At 68.8% G+C, this 26,574-nt stretch carries 29 protein-coding genes; 14 read left to right on the forward strand and 15 right to left on the reverse strand.

Annotation, left to right across the window (positions count from 1 at the left end; translation table 11 throughout):
- Positions 1–65: 65 nt before the first annotated feature.
- The 5 genes from BLR46_RS01445 to BLR46_RS01465 form a co-directional block, all read right to left on the reverse strand.
- Complete coding sequence (locus BLR46_RS01445) at positions 66–1,085, reverse strand: dienelactone hydrolase family protein (RefSeq protein WP_093248282.1); 1,020 nt, start codon at positions 1,083–1,085, stop codon at positions 66–68.
- A gap of 2 nt (positions 1,086–1,087) precedes the next feature.
- Positions 1,088–2,020 (reverse strand): carbohydrate ABC transporter permease, encoded by a 933-nt coding sequence (locus BLR46_RS01450; RefSeq protein WP_245701439.1) that lies wholly within the window; start codon positions 2,018–2,020, stop codon positions 1,088–1,090.
- On the reverse strand, positions 2,013–2,924 hold the full coding sequence (locus tag BLR46_RS01455) for a carbohydrate ABC transporter permease (RefSeq protein ID WP_093248283.1): 912 nt from the start codon (positions 2,922–2,924) through the stop codon (positions 2,013–2,015). The genes BLR46_RS01450 and BLR46_RS01455 overlap by 8 nt, the downstream gene beginning before the upstream one ends.
- Positions 2,925–2,926: 2 nt before the next feature.
- A complete protein-coding gene (locus BLR46_RS01460; protein ID WP_093248285.1) occupies positions 2,927–4,189 on the reverse strand; it encodes an ABC transporter substrate-binding protein in 1,263 nt (420 codons plus the stop codon).
- Positions 4,190–4,304: 115 nt separating this feature from the next.
- Positions 4,305–5,324, reverse strand: coding sequence for a LacI family DNA-binding transcriptional regulator (locus BLR46_RS01465; protein WP_093248287.1), 1,020 nt, complete (start codon positions 5,322–5,324; stop codon positions 4,305–4,307).
- Positions 5,325–5,485: 161 nt separating this feature from the next.
- On the opposite strand from BLR46_RS01465, the gene eccD reads away from it, so the two are divergent.
- Positions 5,486–6,895 (forward strand): type VII secretion integral membrane protein EccD, encoded by a 1,410-nt coding sequence (gene eccD, locus BLR46_RS01470; protein ID WP_176761608.1) that lies wholly within the window; start codon positions 5,486–5,488, stop codon positions 6,893–6,895.
- 273 nt (positions 6,896–7,168) lie between these two features.
- On the opposite strand, the gene BLR46_RS01475 is transcribed toward eccD, so the two are convergent.
- Both BLR46_RS01475 and eccE read right to left on the reverse strand, forming a co-directional pair.
- Positions 7,169–7,828, reverse strand: a complete 660-nt coding sequence (locus BLR46_RS01475) for a hypothetical protein (protein WP_093248291.1) — start codon at positions 7,826–7,828, stop codon at positions 7,169–7,171.
- Positions 7,825–9,006, reverse strand: a complete 1,182-nt coding sequence (gene eccE / locus BLR46_RS01480) for a type VII secretion protein EccE (RefSeq protein WP_093248293.1) — start codon at positions 9,004–9,006, stop codon at positions 7,825–7,827. The genes BLR46_RS01475 and eccE overlap by 4 nt, the downstream gene beginning before the upstream one ends.
- Positions 9,007–9,141: 135 nt before the next feature.
- On the opposite strand from eccE, the gene eccB reads away from it, so the two are divergent.
- The 3 genes from eccB (at position 9,142) to BLR46_RS01495 (ending at position 11,374) form a co-directional block, all read left to right on the forward strand.
- Positions 9,142–10,575, forward strand: a complete 1,434-nt coding sequence (gene eccB, locus BLR46_RS01485) for a type VII secretion protein EccB (RefSeq protein WP_093248295.1) — start codon at positions 9,142–9,144, stop codon at positions 10,573–10,575.
- 166 nt (positions 10,576–10,741) lie between these two features.
- Positions 10,742–11,047, forward strand: coding sequence for a WXG100 family type VII secretion target (locus tag BLR46_RS01490; RefSeq protein ID WP_093248297.1), 306 nt, complete (start codon positions 10,742–10,744; stop codon positions 11,045–11,047).
- A gap of 36 nt (positions 11,048–11,083) precedes the next feature.
- Complete coding sequence (locus BLR46_RS01495) at positions 11,084–11,374, forward strand: WXG100 family type VII secretion target (RefSeq protein ID WP_093248299.1); 291 nt, start codon at positions 11,084–11,086, stop codon at positions 11,372–11,374.
- Positions 11,375–11,489: 115 nt separating this feature from the next.
- Here BLR46_RS01495 and aat read toward each other — a convergent pair whose 3' ends face one another.
- Positions 11,490–12,230: a leucyl/phenylalanyl-tRNA--protein transferase gene (gene aat, locus BLR46_RS01500; protein ID WP_425441371.1), complete on the reverse strand. Its 741-nt coding sequence runs from the start codon at positions 12,228–12,230 to the stop codon at positions 11,490–11,492.
- An 88-nt stretch (positions 12,231–12,318) separates the two neighbouring features.
- Here aat and BLR46_RS01505 point away from each other — a divergent pair, with 88 nt between their 5' ends.
- Positions 12,319–12,969 (forward strand): EcsC family protein, encoded by a 651-nt coding sequence (locus BLR46_RS01505; RefSeq protein WP_093248303.1) that lies wholly within the window; start codon positions 12,319–12,321, stop codon positions 12,967–12,969.
- Between the two features lie 10 nt (positions 12,970–12,979).
- On the opposite strand, the gene BLR46_RS01510 is transcribed toward BLR46_RS01505, so the two are convergent.
- Together BLR46_RS01510 and BLR46_RS01515 are read right to left on the reverse strand one after the other, a co-directional pair.
- The gene (locus BLR46_RS01510; protein WP_093248305.1) at positions 12,980–13,255 is read right to left on the reverse strand and encodes a metal-sensitive transcriptional regulator; all 276 of its coding nucleotides are present in this window, start codon (positions 13,253–13,255) and stop codon (positions 12,980–12,982) included.
- 72 nt (positions 13,256–13,327) lie between these two features.
- Positions 13,328–16,108: a heavy metal translocating P-type ATPase gene (locus BLR46_RS01515; protein ID WP_093248307.1), complete on the reverse strand. Its 2,781-nt coding sequence runs from the start codon at positions 16,106–16,108 to the stop codon at positions 13,328–13,330.
- A 294-nt stretch (positions 16,109–16,402) separates the two neighbouring features.
- On the opposite strand from BLR46_RS01515, the gene BLR46_RS01520 reads away from it, so the two are divergent.
- The 5 genes from BLR46_RS01520 (at position 16,403) to BLR46_RS01540 (ending at position 19,593) form a co-directional block, all read left to right on the forward strand.
- Positions 16,403–17,200, forward strand: coding sequence for a prolipoprotein diacylglyceryl transferase (locus BLR46_RS01520; RefSeq protein WP_093248309.1), 798 nt, complete (start codon positions 16,403–16,405; stop codon positions 17,198–17,200).
- A 5-nt stretch (positions 17,201–17,205) separates the two neighbouring features.
- Positions 17,206–17,649: a hypothetical protein gene (locus tag BLR46_RS14970; protein WP_176761609.1), complete on the forward strand. Its 444-nt coding sequence runs from the start codon at positions 17,206–17,208 to the stop codon at positions 17,647–17,649.
- A 30-nt stretch (positions 17,650–17,679) separates the two neighbouring features.
- Entirely contained in the window at positions 17,680–17,970 is a 291-nt protein-coding gene (locus BLR46_RS14975; RefSeq protein ID WP_176761610.1) for a hypothetical protein, read from the forward strand.
- Positions 17,971–17,981: 11 nt separating this feature from the next.
- Complete coding sequence (locus BLR46_RS01535) at positions 17,982–18,227, forward strand: DUF2933 domain-containing protein (protein WP_176761611.1); 246 nt, start codon at positions 17,982–17,984, stop codon at positions 18,225–18,227.
- Positions 18,228–18,408: 181 nt separating this feature from the next.
- Positions 18,409–19,593 (forward strand): YVTN family beta-propeller repeat protein, encoded by a 1,185-nt coding sequence (locus BLR46_RS01540; protein ID WP_093248313.1) that lies wholly within the window; start codon positions 18,409–18,411, stop codon positions 19,591–19,593.
- 62 nt (positions 19,594–19,655) lie between these two features.
- Here BLR46_RS01540 and BLR46_RS01545 read toward each other — a convergent pair whose 3' ends face one another.
- Positions 19,656–19,820: a YHS domain-containing protein gene (locus BLR46_RS01545; protein ID WP_093248315.1), complete on the reverse strand. Its 165-nt coding sequence runs from the start codon at positions 19,818–19,820 to the stop codon at positions 19,656–19,658.
- A 149-nt stretch (positions 19,821–19,969) separates the two neighbouring features.
- On the opposite strand from BLR46_RS01545, the gene BLR46_RS01550 reads away from it, so the two are divergent.
- The gene (locus BLR46_RS01550) at positions 19,970–20,584 is read left to right on the forward strand and encodes a DUF305 domain-containing protein (protein ID WP_218118276.1); all 615 of its coding nucleotides are present in this window, start codon (positions 19,970–19,972) and stop codon (positions 20,582–20,584) included.
- Positions 20,585–20,787: 203 nt separating this feature from the next.
- Here the strand turns inward: BLR46_RS01550 and BLR46_RS01555 are convergent, their stop codons facing one another.
- Genes BLR46_RS01555 through BLR46_RS01565 form a run of 3 tightly spaced genes read right to left on the reverse strand, consistent with a single transcriptional unit; the run spans position 20,788 to position 22,665 of the window.
- Positions 20,788–21,408, reverse strand: a complete 621-nt coding sequence (locus BLR46_RS01555) for a peroxiredoxin family protein (protein WP_093248317.1) — start codon at positions 21,406–21,408, stop codon at positions 20,788–20,790.
- A complete protein-coding gene (locus BLR46_RS01560; protein WP_093248319.1) occupies positions 21,405–22,361 on the reverse strand; it encodes a cytochrome c biogenesis CcdA family protein in 957 nt (318 codons plus the stop codon). Before BLR46_RS01560 ends, BLR46_RS01555 begins: the two co-directional genes overlap by 4 nt.
- 1 nt (position 22,362) lies before the next feature.
- Positions 22,363–22,665 carry a glutaredoxin gene (locus BLR46_RS01565; RefSeq protein ID WP_218118277.1) on the reverse strand — a complete coding sequence of 101 codons (303 nt, stop codon included), beginning with the start codon at positions 22,663–22,665 and terminating at the stop codon, positions 22,363–22,365.
- Positions 22,666–22,787: 122 nt separating this feature from the next.
- Between BLR46_RS01565 and BLR46_RS01570 the strand changes: the two genes are divergently transcribed.
- The 3 genes from BLR46_RS01570 (at position 22,788) to BLR46_RS01580 (ending at position 25,328) form a co-directional block, all read left to right on the forward strand.
- On the forward strand, positions 22,788–23,492 hold the full coding sequence (locus tag BLR46_RS01570) for a response regulator transcription factor (RefSeq protein WP_093248321.1): 705 nt from the start codon (positions 22,788–22,790) through the stop codon (positions 23,490–23,492).
- Positions 23,492–24,610 carry a sensor histidine kinase gene (locus BLR46_RS01575; protein ID WP_093248323.1) on the forward strand — a complete coding sequence of 373 codons (1,119 nt, stop codon included), beginning with the start codon at positions 23,492–23,494 and terminating at the stop codon, positions 24,608–24,610. Before BLR46_RS01570 ends, BLR46_RS01575 begins: the two co-directional genes overlap by 1 nt.
- Positions 24,611–24,704: 94 nt before the next feature.
- Positions 24,705–25,328 (forward strand): DUF305 domain-containing protein, encoded by a 624-nt coding sequence (locus BLR46_RS01580; protein WP_093248325.1) that lies wholly within the window; start codon positions 24,705–24,707, stop codon positions 25,326–25,328.
- A gap of 111 nt (positions 25,329–25,439) precedes the next feature.
- On the opposite strand, the gene alr is transcribed toward BLR46_RS01580, so the two are convergent.
- Entirely contained in the window at positions 25,440–26,546 is a 1,107-nt protein-coding gene (gene alr, locus BLR46_RS01585) for an alanine racemase (protein ID WP_245701442.1), read from the reverse strand.
- Between the last annotated feature and the right edge of the window lie 28 nt (positions 26,547–26,574).

A 26,574-nucleotide genomic window follows, 5' to 3' on the forward strand; every position in this document is an offset into this window, starting at 1 on the left:
TCTCGCCTCTCCCATGCGTCGATTGTGTCATCGAGTCGCGCAGCCACGACGGAGAGAGGCCTCGCTCAGCTCCGCGGGGGGAACTGCTCGTCGAGCCACCCGACGAGGCCGGCGGCGTCCACGTCGTGCCCGCCCTCGTGGATCTGCAGCGACACCCGGTCGGCTACGCCGAGGCGCTCCCAGTGCGCGCTGGCCTTGCGGAACTCCTCCGCGACGTCCGGCCACCAGCCGATCTGGTCCGCACGGCCGTGCTGGACGAGGAAGGGCCGGGGGCACACGAGCGAGGCGAGGTCCGCGTCGCCGAAGCCGACGAGGTGGCCCTGCAGGAACGCGTGGTCCTCGGCCTCGTCGTAGAACGACGACCAGCGCGTGTCCTGAACCACCATCTTGTTGGACCGTTGATTGAAGAACCCGAGCGTCGCGACGGCGGACGCCCGCTCGTCGAGCGGAGCCCAGAACTGCGCCGCGAGGCCGCCCCAGCTCATGCCCGTGAGCGCGTACCCGTCGACGTCGACCTCCGGCGCCACCTCGGCCACGGCCGCCAGCAGGCGCTGGAACCGGGCGAACTCGTGGCCCTCCATCGTCGTGCCCGCGAGCCGGGCGAGGGACTGCGCACGGTTGCGCGGCGGGATGCCGATGAGGTTCATGGGGGCCAGCACGGCATACCCGGCGTCGACGAGCTTCTGCCCGACGGCGTCGTAGGTGCCCTTCGCGTCGCCGAGCCCCATCACGCGCTCCGGCGTGGAGCCGAGCCCGTGCTGGAAGACGACCAGCCTCGTCGCCCCCTCGGGCGCGACGAGGAGCCCCTGCGCGGTGAGGTGGCGGTCGAGACGGACCGTCAGCCAGAGGCCGCCGGGAACGTCCGACTCGCGGGTCTCGATGCCCTCGACGGCGAACTCCGGCACCCCCAGCAAGCGGCGCCACTCGTCGCGGCGAGCCTGCACGCTGACGGCGTAGGCGTCCGTCGACGAGTAGTCGCGGCCCCAGAGCGGACGCGCGCGCTCGTCGTACTCGTCGACGAGCACCGTGCGGAAGTAGTGCTCCAGCTCCGCGGCGTAGCCTTCCTGGCGGGCCTCGAGGTTCATGCTCAGCCCTTCACGCCCGACATGATCGCGCCCTCGGTGAAGTGGCGCGACGCGAACAGGTACGCGATGAGGATGGGGGCCAGCGCGATCGCCGAACCGGCGAGCGTCGAACTCAGCGGCGCGTTCTCCTGGAGCATCCGCGCGACGCCGGTGGTGAGCACCTGCACGTCGGGGTGCTGGGCGACGACGAGCGGCCACAGGAAGTCGTTCCAGTGCCACAGGAAGACGAACAGACCGAGCGTGGCAAGGATCGGCTTGCACAGCGGGATGATGATCGTGAAGAAGATCCGCGCCTCGCCAGCCCCATCGACCTTCGCCGCCTCGATGAGCTCGTCGGGGATGCTCGTGATGAACTGCCGCATCAGGAACGTGGCCTGCACGTTGACGAGCGTCGGCAGAATGAGGCCCCAGTAGGTGTTGACGCCGCCCATCTTCGAGATGAGCATGAACTGCGGGATCAAGGTCACGTGGTACGGCACCATCACCATCGCGATGAACATCCAGAACAGCACCTCGCGCCCGCGGAATCGCTTCTTGGCGAAGCCGTAGCCGGCCATCGACGCGAACAGCAGGACGAAGAACACCGACACGAACGAGTAGATCGCCGTGTTCATCAGCCAGCGGGGCATCTTGCCGGTGTTCCAGATCTGCGCGTAGTGCTGGAAGGTGAGGTCCTTCGGCACCAACGAGTCGGGGAACGTCAGCGGCACGCCGGGTTCGCGCAACGACATGATGAGCATGGCGTAGAACGGGAATAGCGACACGATGCCCGCCAGTACGAGGATCGTGTACTGCACCACGGCGGCCCAGCCGCGGGGGGCAAGGTTGTCCCGCTCGGCAACCAGCTTCGCGGGCCTCGCCTTCTTCGGCTCGCGGTCCTCGGCCAGGATCTGCCCGGCATCCAGGACGGAGGAACTGGTCGTCACGTCACTCACCCCTATTCATCACGGCGCGCTGGATCAGGGCCAGGGAAACAAGCAGGATCATCATGGCGACGCCGATAGCGGCGGCATAGCCGAAGTGGAACAACCGGAAGGCCTCCTCGTAGAGGAGCATTCCGAGCACATTGGTGGAGCCTGACGGGCCACCACCGGTCATGACGAAGACGACGTCGAACACCTGGAAGGAGAACGTTGTCTCGATCACGACCAGGAAGAAGAGCTGGGGCTTCAGCTGCGGGAACGTCACGAACCAGAACCGCTGCCACCCGTTGGCGCCGTCGATGGAGGCGGCCTCGTCGAGTTCGCGGGGCAGGTCCTGCAGACGCGCCAGCACGATGAGCATGTCGAACCCGAAACGGCCCCAGACCGCGACGAAGACGATGGCGGCCAACGCCAGAACCGGCTGACCCAACCATGACCGGCCGTCGCCCCCTACGAGCTGGGCGAGGCTCGGGACGATGCCACCCGCGTTGAACACCCAGACGAACACTGCACCGGCGAGGACCAGCGAGGTGATCGAGGGGATGAAGTAGGCGGCGCGGAAGAATTTGATGAACGGCGCGATTCGTCGGACCAGGATGGCCAACGTGATGGAGACCGTCATGAGGATCGGTACGACAGCGACCGTGAAGATGACCGTCACCCAGAAGGAGTTCCAGAAGGCGCGATCGGTCAGCATGTCGCGGTAGTTGTCAAGTCCGAGGAACTCGAAGGCTCCGGTGATCTTGAAGTCACCGAGCGAGATGAGAATCCCACCGAACACGGGGAAGAGCTTGAAGACGAAGAAGAGGACGACTACCGGGAGGACGAAAATCACCCCCGCGAGGGCCTCCCGGCGCTGGACGAGCCGGCGCCGGGAGGTCTTCCCCACAGATGTGGTGGGCTTGGCGAGATGCATGGTCAGCCGACGATGTCTTCGGCCTGTGCCTGCATATCGGCGACGGCGTCCTCGGGCGACTTCTGTCCCAGGAGAACCGACTGCATCTCGGCGATGATCACCGAGTTGACCTCACGGGCCTTCGGGTGCTGAACACCCGGGGTCACCACGTCGAGGTACTTGCCGGCTTCGGCCTCGGGCGAGCCCTCTTCCATGGTGAGCTCGGCGGATTCCTTCGGCGGGTAGAACAGGCTGAAGTCGTGGATCGCCGTCAACTGCTCGGGCTGGGTGATCCAGTTGAGGAAGACCGCGGCGGCCTCCTTCTGGTCGGAGCCTTCGAGGAGGGTGAACGAGCCGATGGTGCCGTAGCCGGCGCTCGTGACGTTCTCCAGCGGCGGGCCCACGACACGATCATCGCCCCAGTACGGCTTCATGATGCCGGCGCCCTGACTCATCTCACAGACGACGGTGCCCTCGGCGATGCCGGACTGCTCCGTCGGGACTGCGGTGACCGAGTCATCGACGTCGATGTAGCCCTCGTCGGCGAGGGTCCGGAGGAATTTCACGGCCTCGAGCACCTCGGGGGAGTCGAGCGTCGGGTTGCCCTCTTCGTCGAACGTACTGCCGCCGGCCTGCTGGACGTAGGGCAGGAAGCCCATGTCCATGGCGTCGTTCGGCTTGAACCCGAGCTGGGTCGCGTAGAGGCCCTTGGCCTTGGCGGCCTCGCCGAGCGCGAGGAGGTCGTCCCAGGTCTTCGGCACATCCATGCCAACCTGCTCCAGGAGCGGGCCGTTGCAGACGGTCGGCACGACCGACATCAGGATCGGGGCGCTGTACTGGTTGCCGTCGATGTTGCCGTACTTGAGCGCGTTCTCGTAGTACCCGTCGGTGACAAGGAAGTCCTGCAGCGGCGCGAGAGCACCCTGCGCCTGGTACTGCACGATCTCGTTGGGGATCATGTAGACGATGTCGGGCGCCACGCCGCCGGCGATAGCGCTCGACAGGGCGGTGTCGCGGTCGGCCCAGGGAAGGACCTCGTTCGTGACCTTGATGTTGGGGTACTCGTCCATGAAGGCGTCGACCTGGGACTTCCAGAAGTCCTCGTCGGCGTTGGCGCGGACCTCGGGGCTGATCGGGAAGGTGCGGAACGTGATGTCGCCGCTGATCTCCGCGGCTTCGTCGCCGGTGGGCGGGGCGTCGGGCGTGTCCGCCGCGGCGGAACAGGCGGCCAGCAGGCCGGCGGCCGTGATGGCGGCTGCGGCCCGGGCGTAGCGTCTGATGATCACAACTCTCCTTTGGGTTGACGGGACTCCGTTGAGAAAACCTTATCTAGCAAAGGGTTGCTTGTCTAGGGGCGTGATTGATTTGTTATCGCCCGGGGTGAACCGGGCCGAGGGATCTTCAGTCGGTCCGGACCGGTCCCGTCGACTCGCGGATGGCGAGCTGCGGCTGCACCTCGAAATGGGCCACCTCACCCTCCAAGGCTTTCAGACCGAGCTCCATCGCGCGCCGGCCCATCTCGTCCAATGGGACATGGGCCGAGGTCAGTGAAGGAACGAGGTCCTTGGACACTTCGATGTCGTTGAACCCGGCCACCGAGATCTTCCCGGGCACGGCGATCCCGCGCTCACGCAGCTGCACCAGCGCACCGAGCGCCATCTGGTCGGCCGTGGCTGCGATCGCAGTGACGTCCGGGTGCTCGTCGAGGATCCTGGCCGCCGCCTCGTACCCGCCGTCGCGCGTGGGCTCGGTCTCCTGGCACACGAGGTCGTCGCCGAACACGTCGCGGAATCCGGCGCACCGGTCACGCGTCGAGAGGAGTCGCGGGTCGCCGGTGATGAGGGCGATGCGCCGGTGCCCCAGCCCGTGGAGGTGCTCCGCGACCTCCCGCGCGGCGGCGCGGTTGTCGAACCGGACGTGGCAGGCGGGCAACTCGTCGGACACCTCGTGGTGACCGATGAGTACCGCGGCGTTGCCGGACTTCATGAAGGCGCCGAGGCTGCGCTCCAGCCCGGTGGTGTACGCCTCGTCGTCGAGGCCCGAACCGGCGACGATCATGATGTCGACGCGTTGCGCGCGGAGGCGCCGCAGGGTGTCGAGCTCGGTCTCCGGTTCGCGGAACGTGTTGACCACGGTGACCATGTAGCCGGCCTTCCCCGCGACTTCGTGGATACCGCCGACCATTCCCGAGAAGAAGGGGTCGGAGACGTCGCCCACGAGTACGCCGACGGTGGACGATCGGCCCCGCAGCAGGCCCCGGGCGTTGGCGTTGGGAACGTAGTCGAGCTCGGACGCCACCTGGAGGACACGCTGCCGGAGTTCTTCCTTGACCGGGTAGTCGCTGCCGGAGAGGACGCGCGACGCGGTCGCCAACGAGACGCCTGCCTGCTCGGCGATCTGTTTGAGGTTTACGGCGCTCATGCGTGAAGGGTACTGGGAAAGGCACTTCCCGACCCACTAGTCGTGACAAGTCCGTGACAAAGTGATCGGGTGTCGTTCGTTCCCCTTGCGCGTTTCGTGCGCGCGTGCCAAGCCACCGGGGCGGTGGAGCTTCGACCCGCGTTCCAACTAGGGTGCTCCCCGTGAGCACACCCGTCCAAGAGGAAGACCTCGCGCGCGTAACGATCATCTCGTCGCACCGCCGGGTCGATCTCGCGCTGCCCGGTTCGGTGAGCCTGAGCGAGCTGCTGCCCAGCATCCTGCGCTTCGCGGGCCTCGAGGCCAACTCCCCCACCGACGCCGTGCACGCCTGGGTGCTGCAGCGGTTCGGCTCCGATCCGTTCGACCTCTACGCCCCGATCAGCAAGCTCGGCATCCGCGACGGGGAGACCCTCCACCTGCGGCAGCGGGAGAACGCCATCCCCGACGCGGCATTCGACGACGTCGTCGACGCGGTGGCGAGCGCGACGAACGCGCGTCCGTCGTGGGCCGCGCGGCACTCCCGCACCATCTCGCTGGTGCTGCTCGGCGTGCTGTTGGTGTTCATGCCGTTCCTGATCATCCTGGGCACGTCGGACGAGGGCCGCCTCGCCCGCGGCATCGTGCTCGCGGCCACGGGATTCCTGTCGTTCGCCGCCTTCATCGCGGCCATCGCGCTCGCCCGCGCGGCGCGCGAGCGTCCGACGTCGACGGTGCTGGCTTGGTGCAGCGTCGTGCTGGCCGGCGTCGTGGGCTGGTACCTGCCGTACGTGATCGCCACCAACGCGGCGCTGCACATACACATCCTCATGGCGTCTTCGCTGGTCCTCGCATCCGCGGCGGCGAACGCCCTCGCGGCGCGCGTGCACACCATGCCGCTCTTCGCCGCGGCGCTGTTCGGGGGCATCATGCTGGCGTCCTCGTCGGTCATGGCGCTCAACTTCGGGCACGACGCGGAGGTGGCGGCCGGCACGATGGCCGTCCTGGTGTTCGTCACCGCGTTCTTCCCGACGCTCAGCTTCCAGATCGCCGGCATCGCGCTGCCCAATCTCCCGGTGACCACGGAGGCCATGCTCGCCGACGACACACCCGTGCAGTCGGACATCGTGGAGCGCGCGGTGTTCGCCGACCGGCTGCTCGCCGGCATGCTGACCGGCACGGTGGCCGCGGCGACCGCGTCGGCGTTCATCGCGATGCAGCAGGGCAGCGTCTGGGCGGTGGCGCTGGTGCTCAGCGTCGGGCTGGCCTTCCTGATGCGGGCCCGCGCGTTCGTGGGGCTCGCCCAGCGGCTGGCGCTGCTGCTCGGCGGCGCGGTCATCACCGGCGTCGGCGTGCTCGCGATCGCGATGGCGGCCACCTCGTCGCTGATCGGACTACTGGTCCTCTTCGGCGTGACGCTGCTCGGTGCGTACCTGCTCGCCCACTACTCCGCCAGTTGGCACGCGAAGATCCTCTCCCCCACGTGGGGCCGCTGGGGCGACATCTTCGAGTGGCTCGCGATCATCGGGATCGTCCCCTTCATGCTGGGCGTGCTCGACTTCTACGTCTGGTTCCGGTCCCTCTTCAACATTTGAGCCGGGCCAGGCGACTGAGCAAGGCGCGAAGCGCCGCGTCGAAGGCGCGTGGATCAGCTCAAGATCGAGCGCGAGCGGAGCGAGCTGGCCGAGATCCGGGCGCGGCTGCGCTGGAAACCTCCCCGCGCCTGACTCGCCTGCGGCCGTGCCGAGACCCGGCGCGGCTTCGCAGGGACGGTCAGGCCGAGATCTCGACCAGCTCGCTCCGCTCGCGCTCGATCTTCGCCAGATTCCTGAGCCTTCGACGCGGTCGCTGCGCTCCCTTGCTCAGTCTCAGGAACCGGGCGAAAACAGTAGCCGGAACTCGGTCGGGCTCGGAGGCATGGCGACGCGCGCGATGCGGCGCACGGTCGCCAGGGCGACCTCCGTCTCGCCGAGGCCGGAGGCCGACTTCACCTGGCTCGCGGGGAGGGCGTAGGCGCGGCGGAGGTTCTCGCCGGTCCGCCCGTCGAGCGACGAGACCATGACGACGTCGCTGTTGCGCAGTTCGCTCACCGCCCGCGACGAGGCCGGGTCGCCGACGTGCGCGACGGCCTGCCAGGCGCCGAGACGGTGGGTCGGGCCGATGGCGCCCACCTCGTCGACGATGAGGCTCGGCCGGAAGGGCCGGCCCTGGCCCGGCACGTTCTCCGGGGTGTGGAGCAGGTCGATGGTGCCGCCGCAGGCCCGGATGGTGTCGGCGAGCGACAGCCATTCGCGGTGGTCGCGCGCCAGCACCGACAGGTGGGCGCCCAGGCACATGGCGCGGAAGGCGACCAACCAACGCATGTAGTCGGGGACCGCGAGGAACAGTCGGGTGGGCTGGGGTCGGAAGAGCCGCAGCGTCACGGGTCCCCCCGGGCCCCGGCCGAGCAGGAGCCCGGAGGGCCCCGTCGCGACGACGGACTCGACGCTCTCACGGTCGGGGGCGAGGGCCTGGAAGTCGACGGTCACGAGTCGGCCCGCCTTCCCAGCGGCACGGTGGCGAGGAGGCCGGGCACCTGCGCGCCGCCCAGGGGGCCGAGCCGCAGCGCCGATCCGACCAGGGTCTGCACCGCCTCGTCGGCCTCCAGCGCCTGCTCACGGCTGCTGGTGACGAGCCGCAGCGCGCCCTGCGCCGGCTCGCCGGGGGCGACGGTGTACGACGTGACCGCCATCATCGCGGGGGCGGTGGCGACCGCGTCGAGGAGCAACTGGTAGCCGGCGCTCGGGTCCTTGCCGAAGCTCCGCACCGCGCGCGACTCGTGGACGAGGCCGTCGCACCACCACATCTCCCACTCCTCCCGGCTGCGCTCCTCGCGCGGTTCGGGGCCGGCGCCCGAAGTGAGCGCGAGGGCCTCCGCGATCTGCAGCGGGTCGAGCGGCTCCGTCTGGACGCCCCGGCGCTTGAGGGTGGCCTGGGCGCGGTGGAGGCCGAAGCGCAGGGTGGCGAAGACGCCGCTCTCACCGAGGCCTCGTCGTCCGACGGCTTCGAGGCAGAGGTTGGGGTCGAGCCGGAGCGCGAGCCAGGTGCGCCGCACGGCGGGCGGGGGCAGCTCGTCGCCGAGGATCTCGCGGTAGGCGTCGGCGGCGGGCGACGAAGCGGGCAGCATCGCGCGTGTGGGGGCGCCGACCGTGAGCGTCACGACCTGGATGCCGGCGAACGTCACGTCGTCCTGCCGCGTGAGCGTCGCGAGCTCGGCGAGGTCGAGCCGGTTGCCGCGGTCGGAGAAGAGCTGGAGGTCCGAGGTGAGTTCGAGGATCCCTGTCCAGGACCTGCCGTCGGCGACCACGCCGATCTCGCCGTCGTGCGCGTCCTTGATCTGCGTGACCTCGAGGTCGGGCAGCCACTGCGCCAGCGGGACGAGGTCCTCCGGCTGGTCCGCCTCCGCGACGAAGGCGCGCCGCCGTCGGCCGAACGCGTACCGGTGCCACAGCGTGCGGGGCAGCGTCCGGCCGTTGACGGGCACGGTCAGCAGGATGCCGAGCAGCACGAGCCCCGCGGCGAGCGCGTACGACCACGGCCGGCCCAGCATCGCGAGAGCCAGCGCGGCGGCGAGGGCCACCTGCCAGAACACGACCACGGGGATGTGCCGGGTCGAGCGCGCACGCAACGGCAGCTGAGCCCTCGCAGGTGGCGCTGACCGCAGCATGGTGTCCTCTCGACGACGTTCGCGAACACTCTAGGGGCACGCGGGCCCACGCACGTACGCGCGAGGGATCCGGCTTGGAGCCCGATCCGGTCTAGCATGTGACCGGCAAACCCCACCTCCGGACAGGGATCGAAGTTGGCGACTCGCAAGGACCTACTCAAGGCGCAGGCGTTCACGTCGCGCCGGATGATCGCCTCCTTCATCAACCGTGACCCCGACGACCCCACCCCGCCCCTGCGCCGCGTCGGCATGGCGACGTTCGTGTCCGTGCTGCTCGGGGTCATCCTGGTCGCCGGGTACACCCTGATGGGCCTCATCCGGCCGGACTCGAACCCGGGCTGGAAGGAGGGCGGGGTCGTGATCTCCGACACGGAGTCCGGGGCCCTGTTCGTCTACAGCCCCGAGGGCGACCTACTGATCCCCATGGCCGACGTGGCGTCGGCCCGTCTGAAGGCCGCCGGGGCCGAGGCCGACGGCCGCCCGCGGACCATGAACGTGCGCACCGACGCGCTGCGAGGGCTGCGACAGGCGCCGGTGGAGGGCATCGACGGCGCGCCCCGCCAGCTGCCGGCCGCCGAGGACGTGGACGCCTACCCGCTGAAGATGTGCTCCACCGCCCCCGACCTGAGCGGCGAGCGCTTCGTCACCCTCGAGTTCAACGCTTCCCCACCGGCGAGCGACGGGTTCGCCTTCGTCGCCCAGCACTCGGACCGCTCGGAGTACATCATCTTCGGCGGCAAGAAGCACCGCCTGTGGACCGACCCGACCAACAGCGGCCTGACGATGGTGCCGGACCTGCCGCGGATCGAGGTCGGCAACGCGTGGATCGCCGCGATGCCGGAGGGGCTGCCCATCACTCCCCTGGACATCCAGGGCATCGGCGACGACCACGGCCGCTACATCGCCGGCTTCGCCCGCGGCGACATCGGCCGCGCCGAGGCGTCGACGGACCCCACCCAGGACCAGTGGTTCGTCCAGACCGAGGAGGGTGTCGTGCGCATCTCCTACCTCGACATGGACGCGCTGGTGCAGAAGTACCACCAGGGCTCGACGAACCAGGTCCGCACCCTCGGCGCGCAGGACTGGAAGGGGCTCGACCGCTTCTCGCTGCCGTCGCGGCGGACCCCCGACGTGCCGTGGGACCAGCCCGTCGGCCCGCCGCAGGACGCCAACGTCGAGAGCCGCTCCATCTGCGCCACGTGGACCGAGGACCGCCCCGACGATCCCGTCATCAGCTACGGCGACGAGACCCCCGAGCTCCCCGCGAACTTCCGCGTCACCGTGGGCAACAGCTTCGACCTGATCGCCATGGAGCCCCTCACCGGGGCCCTGTTGCGGCACAGCGGCTCGCAGTCGCCGGAGACCGCAGCCTTCCTCGTCGCCGATGGTGTGAAGTACGCGATCCCCGACGTGGTGTCGCGGCGCGCGCTCGGGTACGGCGAGACCGCACTCGTCCCCGTCCCGGGCGGGCTCCTGTCGCAGATCCCCGACGGGCTGCGCGGCGGCCGGAACCTCTCGCTGGACAGCGTTCAGGTGCTCCGTCCCCCGTCCTCCGACGAGGGTCCGTAGGTAGCGACGACGGGCGTCTAGGTACTCCTACTCGAATACCGGACAGAGGGGGTCAGCGGGCCTGACAAATGACCCATGACCCGCCTATGGTCGTACACGACATGCGGCATACACCAGCGACCGGACTGCCGCGCCCACAGTCTCCACATCGAAGGGAATCCCCACCATGGCCAACAAGTCGGTAGACCGCGCCGAAATGGCGAAGGCCGCCCAGCAGATCGACGCCAAGCACCAGCAGATCCAGGCCCTGCAGAGCCGTCTGCGCGGCGAGATGCAGCAGCTCTCCGCCGTCTGGACCGGCAAGGCGTCCACCGCGTTCCAGCAGGGCTACCAGCGCTTCGACGAGGAGTACGAGAAGGTCAAGAACGGGCTCGAGAAGATCCACGGCGCGCTCACCGAGACCCTCCGCGACTACACGATCCGCGAGGACGAGTCGCAGGCCGAGGCCAACAAGTTCATCGGCACGATCTGACCCCCTGAGCACACGGACTTACAAGGAGAATCGAAAATGAGCGACGCAACCGTTTACACCCAGTCCGGCCTTCAGGACGGCATCGCCTCCCTGCGCCGGGCGCACAAGGAACTCACCGACCTGCTGGAGACCCTCAAGGGCGAGCTCAACCAGTCCCTCGGTTTCTGGGAGGACAACGCACGGCACGCCTACCAGGAGGTGCAGGTGCAGTGGGACCGCTCCGCCGCCCGCCAGTCGGAGATCATCGAGCGCATGCCCGTCCTCCTCGGCAACATCGCCGACGGCTACGACGCCACCGAGCGCGCCAACGCCTCCCGCTGGGCCTGAGCCCAGCGCACCTCTCCAACACCCGAAGGGTCCGGCTCCGGCCGGGCCCTTCGGGTTTCTGGGCTTTGAGGCGGCTCCGTCGGCGGTTCACCTGCCTCCAGTCGGTTTCACCTGCCTACGTCGGCGGGTGAACCGCACCCGACGCAGGTGGCTTGCGTACCTCGTCGAGCCGCGCCAGCAGCGTCGGCCCGTCGAGCCGCTCGTCCTCCCACAGCTGCGTCGGCTGGGCGAGGACCGCGTCGAGCCGGGCGAGATAGTTGGCGCGGGGGATCTCGACGGCGCCCATGCTGGCCAGGTGGCCGGTGAGCCACTGCACGTCAAGGATCGACACCGACACATGGTGCAGCTGCAGCGCGAGCCGCAGCAGCGCCACCTTCGACGCGTCGCGGCCGCGCGCCGGGTCGTGGAACATCGACTCGCCGGCGAACAGGCCACCGAAGTGCACGCCGTAGAGCCCGCCGACGAGGCGACCCTCGGCGTCCCACGTCTCGACGCTGTGCGCCACCCCCGCGCGGTGCAGGTTGGTGAAGACGTCGGCGATGCGCCGGTCGATCCAGGCGCCTTCGCGCGACTCGTCGGCGCACCGGGCGAGCACCGCCCCGAAGCGGCGGTTCACCGTCGTGGTGTAGCGCTTCGCGGACTGGCGCAGCGAACGGGTGATGCGCAGTCGGCCGAGCGGCAGCACCCCGCGCTGCACCGGCGACCACCACCCCATGTAGGACGGCTCCACCGGCATCGGGAACACGCCGGCGGCATAGGCCTCGACGACGATCTGCGCGTCGAAGTCCTCGGAGACCGCGATGAGGTCCTGGCGGGGCCAGGTCGCGGGGTCGCCGAAGAGCTTGCTGAGCACCACCACAGTGTTGCAGGCGCAGGGGACAAACCTCGCGGCTCGACGGACATGCTTGGTGCCGTGTGGGAACCTTGGCATTGAAGGAGAGCACATGGACGACAAGCAGCTGGCGGCCGCCGAGAACCTCAGCGCGGACGTATTCCATCAGATCCTCGACCTGGCGATCACCGGCAAGGGGGCACTGCCCGGCGCCCACGCCACCGCCAAGGCGCAACTGGGCAGGCACGGCGACGCGGAGGCCGCCATCCGCGCGATCGTCAACCAACACCTCGCGCTCGCGGGCGGGCAGGGATTCGCGACGAACTGGGGCGGCTTCCTGATGTCCCTGGTCACCATCCCCGCCAACATCGGGGCGCACGCCTTCGTGCAGGCCCGCATGGTGTCGGCCATCGCCCACCTCCGCGGCTACGAACTCGAGGACCCGCGCGTGCGGACCGCGCTGCTGATGTGCATGCTCGGCCCCTCCGCCGGCGCCGCGCTCGTCAGCAAGGGGGTCCTGCCGAGCTCGCCGCTCGTCGTGGCCACCGCCCCCGTCTTCGACAGCCACCTCGACGGCGCGGTCGCGAAGGTCCTCCTCGAGCGCGCGATGAGCGCGATCAGCGGGAAGCGTCTGGGCCTGATGCTCGCCAAGGGGGTGCCGTTCGTCGGTGGCGGCGTGGGCGCGGCCGTCGACGCCTGGAGCACGCGGGCCATCGCCCGCCACACCCTCGACGCGCTCCCCAGCCGCCGCCCCAAGGCCTGATGGACGACGCCTAGGTGCGTACCAGGCGGGCGATCGCCGTCGACGCCTCTCGCAGCTTCGCCTCTTGTTCTTCACCGCCGAGCTTGACGGCCTCGACCACGCAATGGGACACGTGGTCGTCGAGAATGGCGAGCGCCACCCGTTCCAGGGCCCTGGTTGCGGCGGAAACCTGGTCGAGGATCTCGGGACAGTACCGATCCTCCTCGACCATCTTGGAGATCCCACGGATCTGGCCCTCGATCCGACGCAGCCGCAGGAACAGGTCACCCTTCGTGGTCCCACTCATCGCGGTCTCCTCTTCTGATCGGCGCGGGGGGCTCGCCATCGGTTGGGTTGGCGAGCCTCCCGCTCATGGTCACTACTTCGATGACCCTGCATACCGGGTCGGGTCTGACTCGAACGTCGAGGCACAGTGGTCAGAGCAGAAGTGGTAGATCTGCCCGTTGTACTCGGCGCTGGCGGCCGCAGTGGCGGGGTCGATCGTCATCCCGCAGATGGGATCGACGACCTTGGTGGAGTTGGACATGATGGTTCCTTCCGGTTCTTCAGTGCTTCCGACCGTCACCACCGGGTCGGTGGTGGGGACGATGGGGTTGGGATTGACCGCTGCGGGCTTGAAGGCACGCAGCCGGTTCGCGTTGCCCACGACGGATAGGGACGACAACGCCATCGCGGCCGCTGCGAGTATCGGGCTGAGCATCCACCCCAGAGCCGGGTAGAAGACCCCGGCGGCAATCGGGATGCCCAAGGCGTTGTACATGAACGCGAACACCAAGTTCTGGCGAATGTTGCGCATGGTCGCCCTCGAAAGGTCGACTGCAGTCACCACACCGGAGAGGGCTCCGGAGATGAGCGTGATGTCCGAAGCCTCGATCGCGACGTCCGTCCCGGTGCCGATCGCGGAACCAACGTCTGCCTGCGCGAGCGCGGGGGCATCGTTGATACCGTCTCCGACCATTCCGACGGTGCGGCCCTCGGACTGGAGTCGCTTGACCTCGTCAGCCTTGTGCTCGGGCAACACCTCTGCGAGGACCCGCGAGATGCCGACTTCGCGCGCGATGGCCGCTGCCGTGGCACGATTGTCGCCGGTCATCATCACCACGTCGATCTTCCTGGCCCGAAGGGCTGCGACGGCGGCGGCCGACCCCTCCTTCAACGTGTCCGCGACCGCAATGACGCCGGCCAGTTTTCCGTCGACCACGGCGAACATCGGGGTCTTTCCATCGCCGGCCAGCCGGTCAGCGATCGCGGAGTCAGGGGTCACGCCGACGTTCGCGAGCAGCCGCGCGTTCCCGACCAACACTTCATGCCCCTCGACGAACCCCCTCACTCCCTGACCTGTCAGGGAGTCGAACGCCGACGTCTCGGGCAGCTCGATGCCTCGCCCGAGTGCGCCGAGCACGATGGCCTGCGCCAATGGATGTTCGGAGGATCGTTCGACGGCGCCGACCAGTCTCAACAATTCTGTCTCGGAGAACCCGGCGGCGGGATGGACGTCGGTCAGCGCCGGCTCACCCTTCGTGATGGTTCCGGTCTTGTCCAGGACGATGGTGTCCAGCTTGTGTGCGATTTCGAGCGCCTCCGCGGAACGGATGAGTATGCCGTTCGTGGCCCCCTTCCCGGTGCCCACCGTGATCGACAGCGGAGTCGCCAGGCCAAGCGCGCAGGGGCACGCGATGATCAATACCGATACCGCGGCCACCAGACCGAACACCAACGCCGGCGGAGGTCCGACGATGGCCCACACGGCGAAGGCCCAGATCGCTATGAGGATGACTGCGGGAACGAAGTAGCTGGAGACTTTGTCCACCAGACGTTGGATCGGTGCCTTGGAACCCTGCGCCTCGCGCACCAACTTGATGATCTGGGCGAGCATGGTCTCCGACCCGACCCTGGTCGCGGTGTAGCGAAAGGTTCCCGTTTGGTTGATCGTCGCACCGATCACCACGTCGCCGGCGGTCTTGGTGACGGGGATGGGTTCGCCGGTGACCATCGATTCATCCACCGCGGACGACCCCTCGACGACCTCCCCGTCCACGGGCAGCTTCTCTCCCGGCCGCACCACGACGAGGTCTCCGAGGACGACCTCCTCGACGGCCACCTCCAACTCGTCCCCGTCGCGGATGACGCGGGCGGTCCTGGGCTGCAGGCCGATCAGTGCACGGATGGCCTCGCCGGTGCCGGCCTTCGCTTTGGTCTCGAGGAGTCGTCCCAGCAATATCAGGGTCAGGATCACTCCGACCGCCTCGTAGTACACCTCCTGCGCGTCTGCGGGGAGCAGCCAGGGAAGGAACGTCGCCACCAAGCTGTACCCGAAGGCGGCGATGGTGCCGAGTGTGATCAGGGAGTTCATGTCCGCAGTGCGGTGGGACAGCGCGAGCCAGCCCGTCTTGTGGATCGGCCACCCCGTGTAGAGGAAGACGGGAGCGATGAGTGCGAGCTGCAGCAGCGGGTTCATGAGGATCGGCGGCACCCACGTAGCTCCGAAGAGGTCCTGTGCCATCACCGCCACCAGCACGGGCAGGGTCAGGACCGCGCCGAGAACGACCCTGCCGCGAAGATCCTTGATCTCGGCGTCCCGCTCCCGCTCCTCCGCATCACCGTCATCCGGCACGAGATCGGCGATTGGAGCGGCCTCGACGCCTCGGCCCTCATCGGGTGCTGCCATGCCGGAACCTGGAGCGTCATGGGCTCCCCCGGAGTCCGGCGGATCGAGCACTGCCACCGCGCCTCCCACTCGAGAGCCCGAGGCGGGCGCATCCTCCGCGGCCACCACGCGTACCCGTCCACGGAGCATGTTCATGCCACACGCGAAGCCGAAGTCCCCAGTCTCGGTCGGTGTGAACTCGACGGCCGTGGTCGCATAGGCGGGCAGGCTTTGGTTGATCTTGAAGTCGGGGAAGACCACGCGCGAGGAGCAGTCTCCGGTTTCTCTGCGGTCGAAGAGGAATCTGACCGGAACCCCTGCTCGCACTTCGATGATGTCCGGACTGTACCCACCCTTGACCAAGACCTTGACCTCTTGAACACCGTTCAGCGTTTCCGCGCGGCTTGATTTCCTCCTTCCGAAGAAGAACCAGATCACCCCGGCGGTCGCGAGTAACGCGACGCCGAGCACCGTCCATTCTGAAGCACCCATGACAAATCACTCCTCACGTGGCCCCACCGCCGTTCCGGAAGAGGCACGTACGAAATCTCAAGCCCTCGCACCGGAGAGCAGATACCCTGACGGGGTATAGGTATAACCCTATGCCGCGGAACGCTCGCAAGTGACCGGGAATCGTAAAGGTTGCGTCAAGGTTTGGATCGGGGAACCGTGCGCTGCTTCTTGACGGAATCTTGTCCCGATCCGGGTCGATGCTTCAGGTGGGCACCGGATATTGGGGGCAGTCGCCGCCGACCGGCGTGCGACGGCGCACGATTGGAGTGGCGGATGTGGCCTGAGTTGTTCTCGATCTTCGGGATCGGTGTCCAGTCCTATGGGGTGAGCAAGGCGTTGGCACTACTGGTCGGGGCGTACCTCTTGGGTCGCGCCTTCACGTCGATCGGCTACGACAAGGAGTTGGCGCACTCGATCGCCTTGTGGGCCACGGTGTGGGGCTTCGTCGGCGCGAAGGTCTATTTCGTGCTCGCGAACCTGGACAACCTGAGCCTCCACGTGCTGGGCGGGTCCGGGTTCGTGTGGTACGGGGGTCTCGTGGGCGGCACGCTCACGGTCGTCGTCATGACCCATCGGCATGGGCTGTCGTTGACGAAGGTGGCCGGCGCCATGGCCATGCCGCTCTCCGTGGCATACGGGGTTGGGCGAATCGGCTGCTTCCTTTCCGGCGACGGCACGTACGGCAAGCCGACGGACCTGCCCTGGGGCATGGCGTTCCCCAACGGCACCGTACCGATCGACGTGCCTGTCCATCCCGTGCCCCTCTATGAGTCATTGGGTGCCTTCGCCATCGCCGGGGTCCTCGTCGTCGTGGGTCGCCGGTTGCCGTCGCTGGCGGTCTTCGGAATGTACCTGGTCCTGAGCGGCACCGCGCGGTTGCTGTTCGAGTTCATCCGCATCAACGACCGCGTCCTCTTCGGGCTGACCGAGGCGCAGTTGTTCGGGGTCGCGAGCATCGCACTCGGGGCCCTCCTCATCGGCGCCGCCGTGAACCGGCCGGGGCGGGCCGTCCCCGTAGCCACACCGGCCGACGAAGCCGCGGACCGGGCCGCAGAGCCGGTCGGGCGGTGAGCACGATGCCCACCAGCACCGGAGGGGAGTCTCCGGCAACCGCCATCGATGGCGGCCGCGGGCGCACCCGGCTCGCCGCGATTTGGGCGGGAATCCGGGCCACCATCGGCGCCTTGATGGGCCTGACGCCCCATGTGCTCCACCACGTCGGCTTCATCGCCGGAGCGGCGCTGCTCACCGGGGTGGTCGGCAACCTCGCCCTGTTCGCCGTCGGTCTGCTGCTCAGCATTCCGATGCTCCGCAGGCTGGGTCGCCGGTTCGGGACGTGGAAGGCCCCGACCATCGGGGTCGTCGTGTTCACCGCCCTCTTCGCCGTCTCCACCTTCGTCATCGGGCCGCTGCTCAACCAACCGTCCACCGGCGCCGAGCCACCCCCGCAGTCGGCAACCAGCGAGTCACCCAGCCCCATCGCCAGCGAGAGCGACGAGCACACCGGCCACCACGAGTAGCAGAAAACAACGGAAGGACGAGACAACATGATGAACCACCACGGAACCGGCGAGGGCTGCTGCGGGAAGCATGGCGGAACCGGAGCACACGGACACGCGTCCGGTCACGGTCACCACGGCACGGTGATCGCGGGACCGGGCGACGAGGTCGTCATCTGCGCCGTCCGCGGCAACCAGACGCTGCGCTCCACCGCCGAGGACGCGGGACTGTTCCGGGACAGGGCCGGCCAGCGCTACTTCTTCTGCTGCGCCCATTGCGCGGAGCTCTTCGATGCCGACCCCACCGCCCACAGGACCGCGGGCTCCTACGGGATCCACTGAGGCGAGGCATGATGATGAGCCACAAGGGCCATTTGAAATGGATGGCCATCCTCGCCGGAGCACTGTTCCTGGTGATGCTCGCCCTGGGTAAGCCCGTGAGCGAGGCATTCAGCTACGCCGTCGTGCTGGCGTGCCCGCTGATGATGGTGGGGATGATGTTCGGAGGACACGGGCACGCCGGCCACGGCGGACACGCCGCGCACGACACGCAGGAAGCGCAGGACAGACGGGCTGCCCACCACACCCCGACAGACTGAACCAAGCCAACCAAGCACCTCACCGATAAGGCCCGCCCGTGGAGGGGCGGGCCTTATCGTCTTTCCACGTTCGTACCGGCTCCCGCTCTTGACCGAACCTTGACCGTTCCCGGGTCGTCCTCGAACGCTGGACGGTCATAGTGAGACCGTCAGGTTTACACCAAACTTTAGGAGAAATTCGATGGCACACTCACGACGCGTAGCCCGTCGCCCAGCACTGCCCGCAGTGCTCGTCGCAGCCATGACGCTCTCACTCGCCGCATGCGGGCCCGACGAGCAGGTGACCGAGGCGGTGACCGACTCCTCGACGCCTATCGCGACAGCCAGTAGCGGCGGCGGAGGGGAGAGCGGCTCGGCACCGGCGACCATCGAGAGCGCGGCGCCCGTCGTCGGGACGGTCTGGGTGGCCAACGAGGACGGCGACTCTCTCACCGCGATCGACGCGGCCACGGGCGATGTCGTCGCCACCATCGACGGCATCGACGGACCGCACAACGTCCAGGTAGGGCCCGACGGGAACACCATCTGGGCCGTGAGCGGCCACGCGAGCGCCCTCGTCGCCGTGGACGCCCGCACCTCGGAACTGCTCGGGACCGCCCCCACCGGCCCGAGCCCGGCGCACGTGATCGTCTCTCCCGACGGCTCCAACGTCTACGTGACCAACGCCGGCGACGACAGCCTGAGCGTCTTCGATGCCGCGGCTCTCGAGCCGAAGGCCACGCTTTCGCTGAGCGCCGGGCCCCACGGGCTTCGACCCACCCCGGACGGGGCCTTCGTCGTGGTCGCCAACACCACCGCCGGCGCAGTCGACATCGTGGACACCGCCAGCAACACCGTGGCGGCGAGCGTCCCGGTCGGAGATTCGCCGGCGCAGGTCGCTGTCGACGCCGAGGGCCGATACGCCTACGCCAGCCTCAACGGTTCCAGCGAAGTGGTGAAGATCGACCTCGAGCAGCGCAAGGCCGTCGGGACCGTCGCCGTCCCGTCCCCGCCCGTCCAGCTGTACTTGACCGCCGACGGCAGCCGCCTCCTCTCGGCCGACCAGGGCACCGAGGACGCGCCCGGCCGCACGGTGAGCATCATCGATCCGGCTTCTCTGGCCGTCGAAGCGTCCGTGGAGACCGGGGCGGGACCACACGGCATCGTGATTGAGCCCACCGGGCAGCGTGCTTGGGTGACGAACCTCTACGACGACACGGTCTCCGCCATCGACCTGACGACCGGCAAGGTCGTGGCCACGGTGCCCGTGGGCGACAAGCCCAACGGCGTCAGCTACAGCGCAGCGCCGCCGACGGAGGGCCTCAAGTCCACCAGCATCACCGTGCCCGAATACGGCGGTGGCGGGGGCGACCACGCCGAGCACTGACCGCCGTCGACGGACAACGGCCCGCCCCCGACCAGGGGCGGGCCGCTTCGTTATCGACGCGGTCAGGCGACGACGTAGCGCGTGGGGTCGGAGTTGAAGGTGTCTGCGCACTGCTGCGAGCAGAAGTAGTACGTGTTGCCCTCGAATTCGGCCGACGCGGCGGCCGAGTCGGGCTGGACCTCCATCCCGCAGACGGGATCGACGAGCTTGGGTGAGGTGTCCTCCATGGTGGGTCTTCCTTTCTGGTGCCGGAAAACTGCTTGACGATCCACGCTACGCCCGGCTCAGTTCACCGCCGCCCGCTCCGACACCACGAAGCTCTTTGACCCTCCGGGTTCCTATGCTGACAAGCACACATTCGGAAGGAGCGCTGACCATGCCCCCAGAGCACGCGGAACAGCAGTCCGACGAGCCGCGCCAGTCGCACGACTCCCACCAGTCGCAGTCCCACCACCAGAAGCAGATGTACCTCCGGTTCGGGGCCATGATCCTGACCGGCATGGTGGTCATGTACTTCACCATGTTCGTCGGCTCCTGGGAATGGAGCCACATCCGGTTCAGTCAGAGCCGCATCTTCATGGCGCTCACCATGGGCGGCGCCATGGGGTTGATCATGCTCGCCTGGATGCTCAACATGTACAAGAACGCCAAGGCGAACGTCGTCATCGTCGTCGTCAGCCTGCTGCTCCTTGGCGGCGGCGCGGCCCTCGACCGTAGCCAGGCCACCGTCGACGACCAGGCCTTCATGCGCGGCATGATCCCCCACCACTCCCTCGCCATCACCCGCGCCGAACGGGCCGGCATCCAGGACGCGCGGGTCTGCGAACTCGCGGTGGAGATCAGCGAGGCACAGCGCCGCGAGATCTTCGAGATGGACTGGCTGATCAAGGACATCGAGGAGAACGGCATCGCCGCCACCGCCGAGGAGGCCGCCGCCCGCCCCGTGCCCGACTACCAGGAGTCCGCTGAGCGCAGCTGCCCCGGCAGCTGACCCCGGTTCGTTCACGTCGGGAAGCAGATTGCGCCGCCGGTGCCGTGGCTACGGATGGGTTCCTTCAAGCCTTGAGGCCCTTCCGGGCTTGGGGATCCCTGCGACCGGGCTTCAAGAAACTTCACTTGCTTGACCGAAGGGGTCCGCCGACAAGGGAAAACGGCGTCAGTCGGGCCAAGCAAGTGAGTTTTCTGGAATAGGCACTAGCCGAGGCGGCTCGTCGCTTCCTTGAGCAGTTCCTCAGGCTCAAGCCACATCGACGGGTAGAGCGCCGACCAGCGCTGCACGCCCTCACCGTCGATCAGGACGAAGCCGTGGCCGGGCAGGCCGGCGTGCATGCCCTTGTCCAGGAAGTCGTACGCCTTGGACACCGTCCCGTCGTCGAGGAGGACGGGGGTCTTGACGCCGAACTGGGCGAGGTCGGGCATGATCTGCTCCGCGGTGTTCATCACGATCGGCAACACGGTGATCCCCGCCTCCTCGAAGCCGGGGTGCTTCTCGATCTCCGCCATCTGCACCGTGCACGACGCGCAGCCGGCGCCCTCGTTGAAGTAGAGGATCACGGGATCGGGCCGCAACGAGCTGAGCGTCACCGTCGACCCGTCGGTGCGGGAGAGCGTGAAGTCGGGCGCCGCTCCGCTCGCCTCGCTCTGCTGCGGTGCCGCCGACCACAGCCCGTAGGCCGTGACAGCGAGAATGAGGACCACCACCACGGCGCTCACCGCGCGTCCGATGGTGGCACGTCGTTTCGCTTGGGACTGGTCCGCTTCCTGCTGCATGCGCACCTGGGCGCGTCGGGAAGGTGCGGGCTTGGTCTGGGTCATCGCTGGTCCTCCGATGTGGTGGTGACGGGAAGGTCGAGGTCGGCATCGTCGGCGTCGGAGCCGCAGCAGTCGTGCGCCTCGACCTCCGCTTCCGCGGCCCGGCGGTCGCGCAGCGTCACGAGCACGAACACGGAGACCACCGCGAGCAGCAACAGCCCGAGCACGAACTCGGGGATGGGCGCGGTGATGGCGAGCAGCCAGGCGAACACTTCGCTGAGCCAGGCGCCCATGCCGACCAAGGGCGCGTCGGCGCCGGTCATCTCGGTGGCCCCGGCCTGGAAGATGACCGCGACGCCCATGATGACGAACCCGACCGCGACGAGCAGGTTGACGGTGTTGGTGGCGAGGGTGAAGCGACCCAACCGCACACGAACCGGCTTCGCCCGCAGTCGGCGCATCCCGTCGGGCCGCTTGTCCCACAGCAGCGCCATCACGAACAGCGGGATGACCATGCCGAAGACGTACGCCAAGCCGAGCACGAGTCCGCCGACAGCTGAGCCCGAGAGCGCGGACAGTGTCATGACGCCCGCGAGCACGGGGGCGCAGCAACTGGAGGCGATGCCCGAGAACACGCCGAGGCTGAAGAAGGTGGCGGTGTCGCCGCGTGCGGTGTCCGGCGCACGCAGGAACGACGGCATCGACCACATCGCCCCGGACAGCGCCAGCACGCCCAGTCCGATCATCAGTAGCCCGCCGGCCCAGTACAGGACCACGTGGTACTTCGCGATCGCGCCGGCGATGAGGCTCACGCCCATCGTGATCGGGACGAGCACGAGCGCGAGGCCCGCCGCGAACACGAAGGTCAGCGGCAGCAACCGCCAGCGGCGGTTCTTCGCCGCAGCGGCCAGGTAGCTGGGCGCGAGGAACACGATGCAGCACGGCGCGAAGAGCGCCACCCCACCGGCGAGGAACGCCGCGAGCACGCCGCCGGCGCTGAGGAGGTCGGCGCCCACGTCAGCGCGCTTCCAGCTGCTGGACGAGCCGGGCCAGCTTGCCTCGCGGCAGCCTTCCGTCGTGGAAGTAGCGGCCCTCGAGCAGCGTCAGTGGGAACATGCCGGGCCGATGCCTGCGGATCAGCTCCTGCCCCTCCGGGGATTCGGACGGCACGAGCGTCAAGCGCATGAGGCCACGGGTCTCCAGCTGGCCGAGGCGCTCCTGCGCGTCCTCGCAGAAGTGGCAGGCAGGAGCGGTGACCAGCGTTACTTCGGCGAGGACCGTCGTCGGTCCGGCGGGGGCGGTCTGCAGGGTCTCGTTCACGTTTCCAAGCCTCACCGGGTCTCGTTCAGGAGCTGTCCAGTGCGGGTCAAGATTCGGCCAAGGATTCCGGGAGGGCCACATCGCGGGTGGGGCCGTTCAGTCGGGCGGGCAATAATGGCGACATGGCAGACACCGCACCGGCGAAGGCGCTGATCATCGACGACGAGCGCCCCCTCGCGGGCATCGTCGCCTCCTACCTCCGGCAGGCGCAGTTCGAGACCGCCGAGGCCTACGAGGGCCCCGACGGGGTGCGGCTCGCCCAGGAACTGGACCCGGAGGTGGTCATCCTCGACCTCGGGCTGCCCGGCATGGATGGCGTGGAGGTGTGCCGCCGCATCCGGACCTTCTCGGACTGCTACATCATCATGCTGACCGCGCGGGTGGACGAGGTGGACAAGGTGATCGGGCTCTCGGTCGGCGCCGACGACTACCTCACCAAACCGTTCAGCCCGCGCGAACTCGTCGCGCGTGTGCAGGCGATGCTGCGCAGGCCGCGGCGCAGGACCCAACCCGCGACCGCGCAGGCGGCGCGCGAGTTCGGGCAGCTCCGGATCGACGCGGGCGGCCGCGACGCCTGGCTCGGGGACGAGCCGGTGGTGCTCACGCGGACCGAGTTCGACATCCTCGACGTGCTGTCGGCCCGACCGAACCTGGCGCTCAGCCGCCGCCAGATCATCGACGAGGTGTGGGGCCCCGGCTGGGTGGGTGACGAGCACGTCGTCGACGTGCACGTGGCGAACCTGCGCAAGAAGCTCGACGACCCGCCCGCCGAGCCCCGGTACGTGCTCACCGTGCGCGGCGTCGGCTACCGGATGGGCCAGGGCTGATGGCCGACGGGGAGCGCCCCCGGCTGGCGTGGGGGACGAGGACCTTCCTCGCGTTCGCGGTCGTGGTCGCGGCCTCGGTGCTGTCGGCAGCGGTGGTGGCGCTCATCGTCGGGCCCCCGCTGTTCCACGAGCACCTGCTGGAACTGGGTCACACCGGCGGCTCGGCCGAGATGGCGCACGTCGAGCAGGCGTTCCTGGACGCGGGGGTGCGGTCGCTGGGGGCGGGGCTCGTCGTCGCGCTCGGACTGGCGACGCTGCTCGCCTGGTGGGAGACGCGTCGCCTACGGCGTCCTCTCGACGAGTTGGCCGCCGCCGCCCGACGTGTGGAGTCCGGCGACTACGCCGCCCGCGTACCCGTCGGCGACGGGAGTCCGGAGTTCGACGCGCTCGGCGAGGCCTTCAACGGCATGGCGCGGCGACTCGACGCGACCGAGGAGAGCCGCCGTCGACTGCTGTCCGACGTCGCCCACGAACTACGCACGCCGCTGTCCACGCTCACCGCCGAACTGGAGGCGATCGGCGACGGGCTCGTCCCGTGGGACCGGGAGGGGCACGAGCTGCTCGCCCAGCAGGCGGCGCGCTTGCAGCGCATCGCCAACGACCTCAACGACGTCTCCCGGGCGGAGGAGGGCCGGTTCGAGCTCGACCGCCATCCCGTCCCGGTGGCGCTGCTCGTGGAGCAGGCGGTGGCGACGTTCCGGCCGCGGTACGCGGCGAAGGGGGTCGAGCTGTCGGGCGAGGCGGATGGCGGCACCGTCGTCGCCGACGCCCAGCGGGTCGGGCAGATCCTGGGGAACCTCATCGAGAACGCGCTCCGGCACACGCCCCCCGGCGGTCAGGTGCGCGTCGCAGGGCAGACCCTGCGCGGCGAGACCCGCATCACCGTCACGGACACGGGCGAGGGGCTCACCGCCGACCAGCGCGACCGGGTGTTCGACCGGTTCTATCGCACCGACACCTCCCGCGCCCGCGACGCCGGCGGCTCGGGCATCGGCCTGACGATCTCGCGCAGCCTCGCCCGCGCGCACGGCGGCTCCCTCACGGTCACGAGCCCCGGTCCCGGAACCGGCGCCACTTTCACGCTCACGCTGCCCGGGACGACCCTGCCCACCTCTTGACCGTTTCTTGATCGTTCCTGCGTGGTTCCTGCGCCGACCCGTCCCTACGGTGAAGGACGCGGGCCCAACCACCCGCGGGAATGGAGAATCACCCATGACACGCAAGAAGCTCCTGGCCGTCACTGTCAGCGGCGTCGTCGCGGCCGCAACGTTGGTGGGCTGCGCGGACGCGGGCACCGAGCCCACCACTGCGGCACCGGCGACCCCGGCCGCAACGTCCACGGCGAGCAGCGGCGGCGAGGTCTCGGAGGCCCACAACGACGCCGACACCGACTTCGCGCAGATGATGATCGTCCACCACGAGGGCGCCATCGAGATGGCGGACCTCGCCACCGACAAGGCGGAGTCGGCCGAGGTGAAGGACCTCGCCGAGCGGATCGCGCAGGCGCAGGGCCCGGAGATCGAGCAGATGACGGCCTGGCTCGAGGCCTGGGGCGAAGACGTCTCCCCCTCCGAGCACGGCGGCATGGACCACGGCGGCATGGAGATGGACGGCATGAGCCAGGAGGAGATGATGGCGCACCTCGAGGGTCTCGAGGGCCAGGAGTTCGACCAGGCGTTCCTCGAGGGGATGATCGCCCACCACCAGGGCGCGGTGGAGATGGCGGATGCAGAGCTCGCCGAGGGTGAGAATCCCGAGGCGCTGGCGCTCGCCGAGAAGATCATCTCCGACCAGGAGGCTGAGATCGCCGAGATGCAGGAGATGCTCGCCGGCTGACCGGGGCTCACGCTCCGGGATTTACAGAAAACTCATTTGCTAGGGGATCTCGCCGCACGCGCGGAGCGGCGAGATTGCCCAGCAAATGAGTTTTCTGTAATCCGACCACCGTCAGGCGGTGTAGCTGCGGCGTACGCGCTGCGTGATCAGGCAGGTGACCTCGTAGGGGATGGTGCCCATCAGGTTCGCGAGCTCCTGCGGCGTGATCCGGTCCGACCCGGAGCCGCCCATCAGCACGACCTCGTCGCCGGCCACCACGTCGGTCCGGGCACCGAGGTCCACCATGATCTGGTCCATGCAGACGCGTCCGACGACGGGGTAGCTCACCCCGGCGATGAGGACGCGGCCGCGGTTGGAGTTCAGCCGCGAGTACCCGTCGCCATAGCCGACGGCCACGGTCGCGATGAACGTGTCGTCCGGGGCGGTCCACGTCCGCCCGTACGACACGGACTCGCCGGCCCGCACAGGCTTCACCAGGATCACCCTCGAGGTCCAGCGGGCGACGGGGTCGAGCAGGTCGTCGGCGAGGTTGAGCTCGGGCGCCGACCCGTAGAGCGCGATGCCGGGGCGGACGGCGGTGTCACCGGTGAGGTCGTGGTTGAGGATCCCGGCGGAGTTGGCGGAGTGCACCCAGCGGACTGGCCCGACGGCGGCGACCACCTCGTCGACGGCGAGCCGGAAGGCGGCGATCTGCTGGTGGGTGAAGGCGCGGCCCTCTTCGGTGTCGGCGTCCGCGAAGTGGGTGAAGATGCCCTCGAGCTCGAGCTCCGGGGCCGCTTCGATGCGCTGGGCGGCGGCGACCGCGTCGTCGGGCCGGACGCCGACGCGGCGCATGCCGGTGTCCACGTTCAGGTGGACGCGGGCCATGGTACCTGCCTCCCGAGCGGCGGTGGCGGCCTCGTCGATGTTGGCGAGGGCGCCGATGGTGAGCGAGATCCCGCACTCCAGCGCGCCGGGCAGTTCCGGGGGCAGCGCGGGTGAGAGCTTCAGGATCGGTGTGGTGATCCCCGCGTCGCGGAGCGTACGGCCCTCCCCCACCGTCGCGACCCCGAACCCGGTCACCAGCGGCTCGATGTGCCGCGCGACGGGGACCATGCCATGCCCGTACGCGTCAGCCTTGACCGCGGCGAACACGTCGCGCCCGCCGCCGCGTTCGCGCATGCGCTCGACGTTGCGGGCGATGGCGGCGAGGTCGACGGCGAGGTGGCTGGTGGTCACCGCGCCATCCTAATGACGCGACGCCCGG

The sequence above is a fragment of the Tessaracoccus oleiagri genome, assembly GCF_900103275.1.
Taxonomy (GTDB): Bacteria; Actinomycetota; Actinomycetes; order Propionibacteriales; family Propionibacteriaceae; genus Arachnia; species Arachnia oleiagri.

Excerpts from the sequence above, each read along its gene's own strand:
- BLR46_RS01535 (WP_176761611.1), top strand. The coding sequence starts at position 17,982 with ATGATGAGCCACAAGGGCCATTTGAAATGGATGGCCATCCTCGCCGGA.
- BLR46_RS01580 (WP_093248325.1), top strand. The coding sequence starts at position 24,705 with ATGACACGCAAGAAGCTCCTGGCCGTCACTGTCAGCGGCGTCGTCGCG.
- BLR46_RS01515 (WP_093248307.1), bottom strand. The coding sequence starts at position 16,108 with ATGGGTGCTTCAGAATGGACGGTGCTCGGCGTCGCGTTACTCGCGACC.
- BLR46_RS01545 (WP_093248315.1), bottom strand. The coding sequence starts at position 19,820 with ATGGAGGACACCTCACCCAAGCTCGTCGATCCCGTCTGCGGGATGGAG.
- BLR46_RS01520 (WP_093248309.1), top strand. The coding sequence starts at position 16,403 with ATGTGGCCTGAGTTGTTCTCGATCTTCGGGATCGGTGTCCAGTCCTAT.
- BLR46_RS01570 (WP_093248321.1), top strand. The coding sequence starts at position 22,788 with ATGGCAGACACCGCACCGGCGAAGGCGCTGATCATCGACGACGAGCGC.
- BLR46_RS14970 (WP_176761609.1), top strand. The coding sequence starts at position 17,206 with ATGCCCACCAGCACCGGAGGGGAGTCTCCGGCAACCGCCATCGATGGC.
- BLR46_RS01505 (WP_093248303.1), top strand. The coding sequence starts at position 12,319 with ATGGACGACAAGCAGCTGGCGGCCGCCGAGAACCTCAGCGCGGACGTA.
- BLR46_RS01455 (WP_093248283.1), bottom strand. The coding sequence starts at position 2,924 with ATGCATCTCGCCAAGCCCACCACATCTGTGGGGAAGACCTCCCGGCGC.
- eccE (WP_093248293.1), bottom strand. The coding sequence starts at position 9,006 with ATGCTGCGGTCAGCGCCACCTGCGAGGGCTCAGCTGCCGTTGCGTGCG.
- BLR46_RS01540 (WP_093248313.1), top strand. The coding sequence starts at position 18,409 with ATGGCACACTCACGACGCGTAGCCCGTCGCCCAGCACTGCCCGCAGTG.
- BLR46_RS01445 (WP_093248282.1), bottom strand. The coding sequence starts at position 1,085 with ATGAACCTCGAGGCCCGCCAGGAAGGCTACGCCGCGGAGCTGGAGCAC.
- BLR46_RS01465 (WP_093248287.1), bottom strand. The coding sequence starts at position 5,324 with ATGAGCGCCGTAAACCTCAAACAGATCGCCGAGCAGGCAGGCGTCTCG.
- BLR46_RS01495 (WP_093248299.1), top strand. The coding sequence starts at position 11,084 with ATGAGCGACGCAACCGTTTACACCCAGTCCGGCCTTCAGGACGGCATC.
- BLR46_RS01550 (WP_218118276.1), top strand. The coding sequence starts at position 19,970 with ATGCCCCCAGAGCACGCGGAACAGCAGTCCGACGAGCCGCGCCAGTCG.
- BLR46_RS14975 (WP_176761610.1), top strand. The coding sequence starts at position 17,680 with ATGAACCACCACGGAACCGGCGAGGGCTGCTGCGGGAAGCATGGCGGA.
- BLR46_RS01575 (WP_093248323.1), top strand. The coding sequence starts at position 23,492 with ATGGCCGACGGGGAGCGCCCCCGGCTGGCGTGGGGGACGAGGACCTTC.
- BLR46_RS01510 (WP_093248305.1), bottom strand. The coding sequence starts at position 13,255 with ATGAGTGGGACCACGAAGGGTGACCTGTTCCTGCGGCTGCGTCGGATC.
- BLR46_RS01555 (WP_093248317.1), bottom strand. The coding sequence starts at position 21,408 with ATGACCCAGACCAAGCCCGCACCTTCCCGACGCGCCCAGGTGCGCATG.
- BLR46_RS01490 (WP_093248297.1), top strand. The coding sequence starts at position 10,742 with ATGGCCAACAAGTCGGTAGACCGCGCCGAAATGGCGAAGGCCGCCCAG.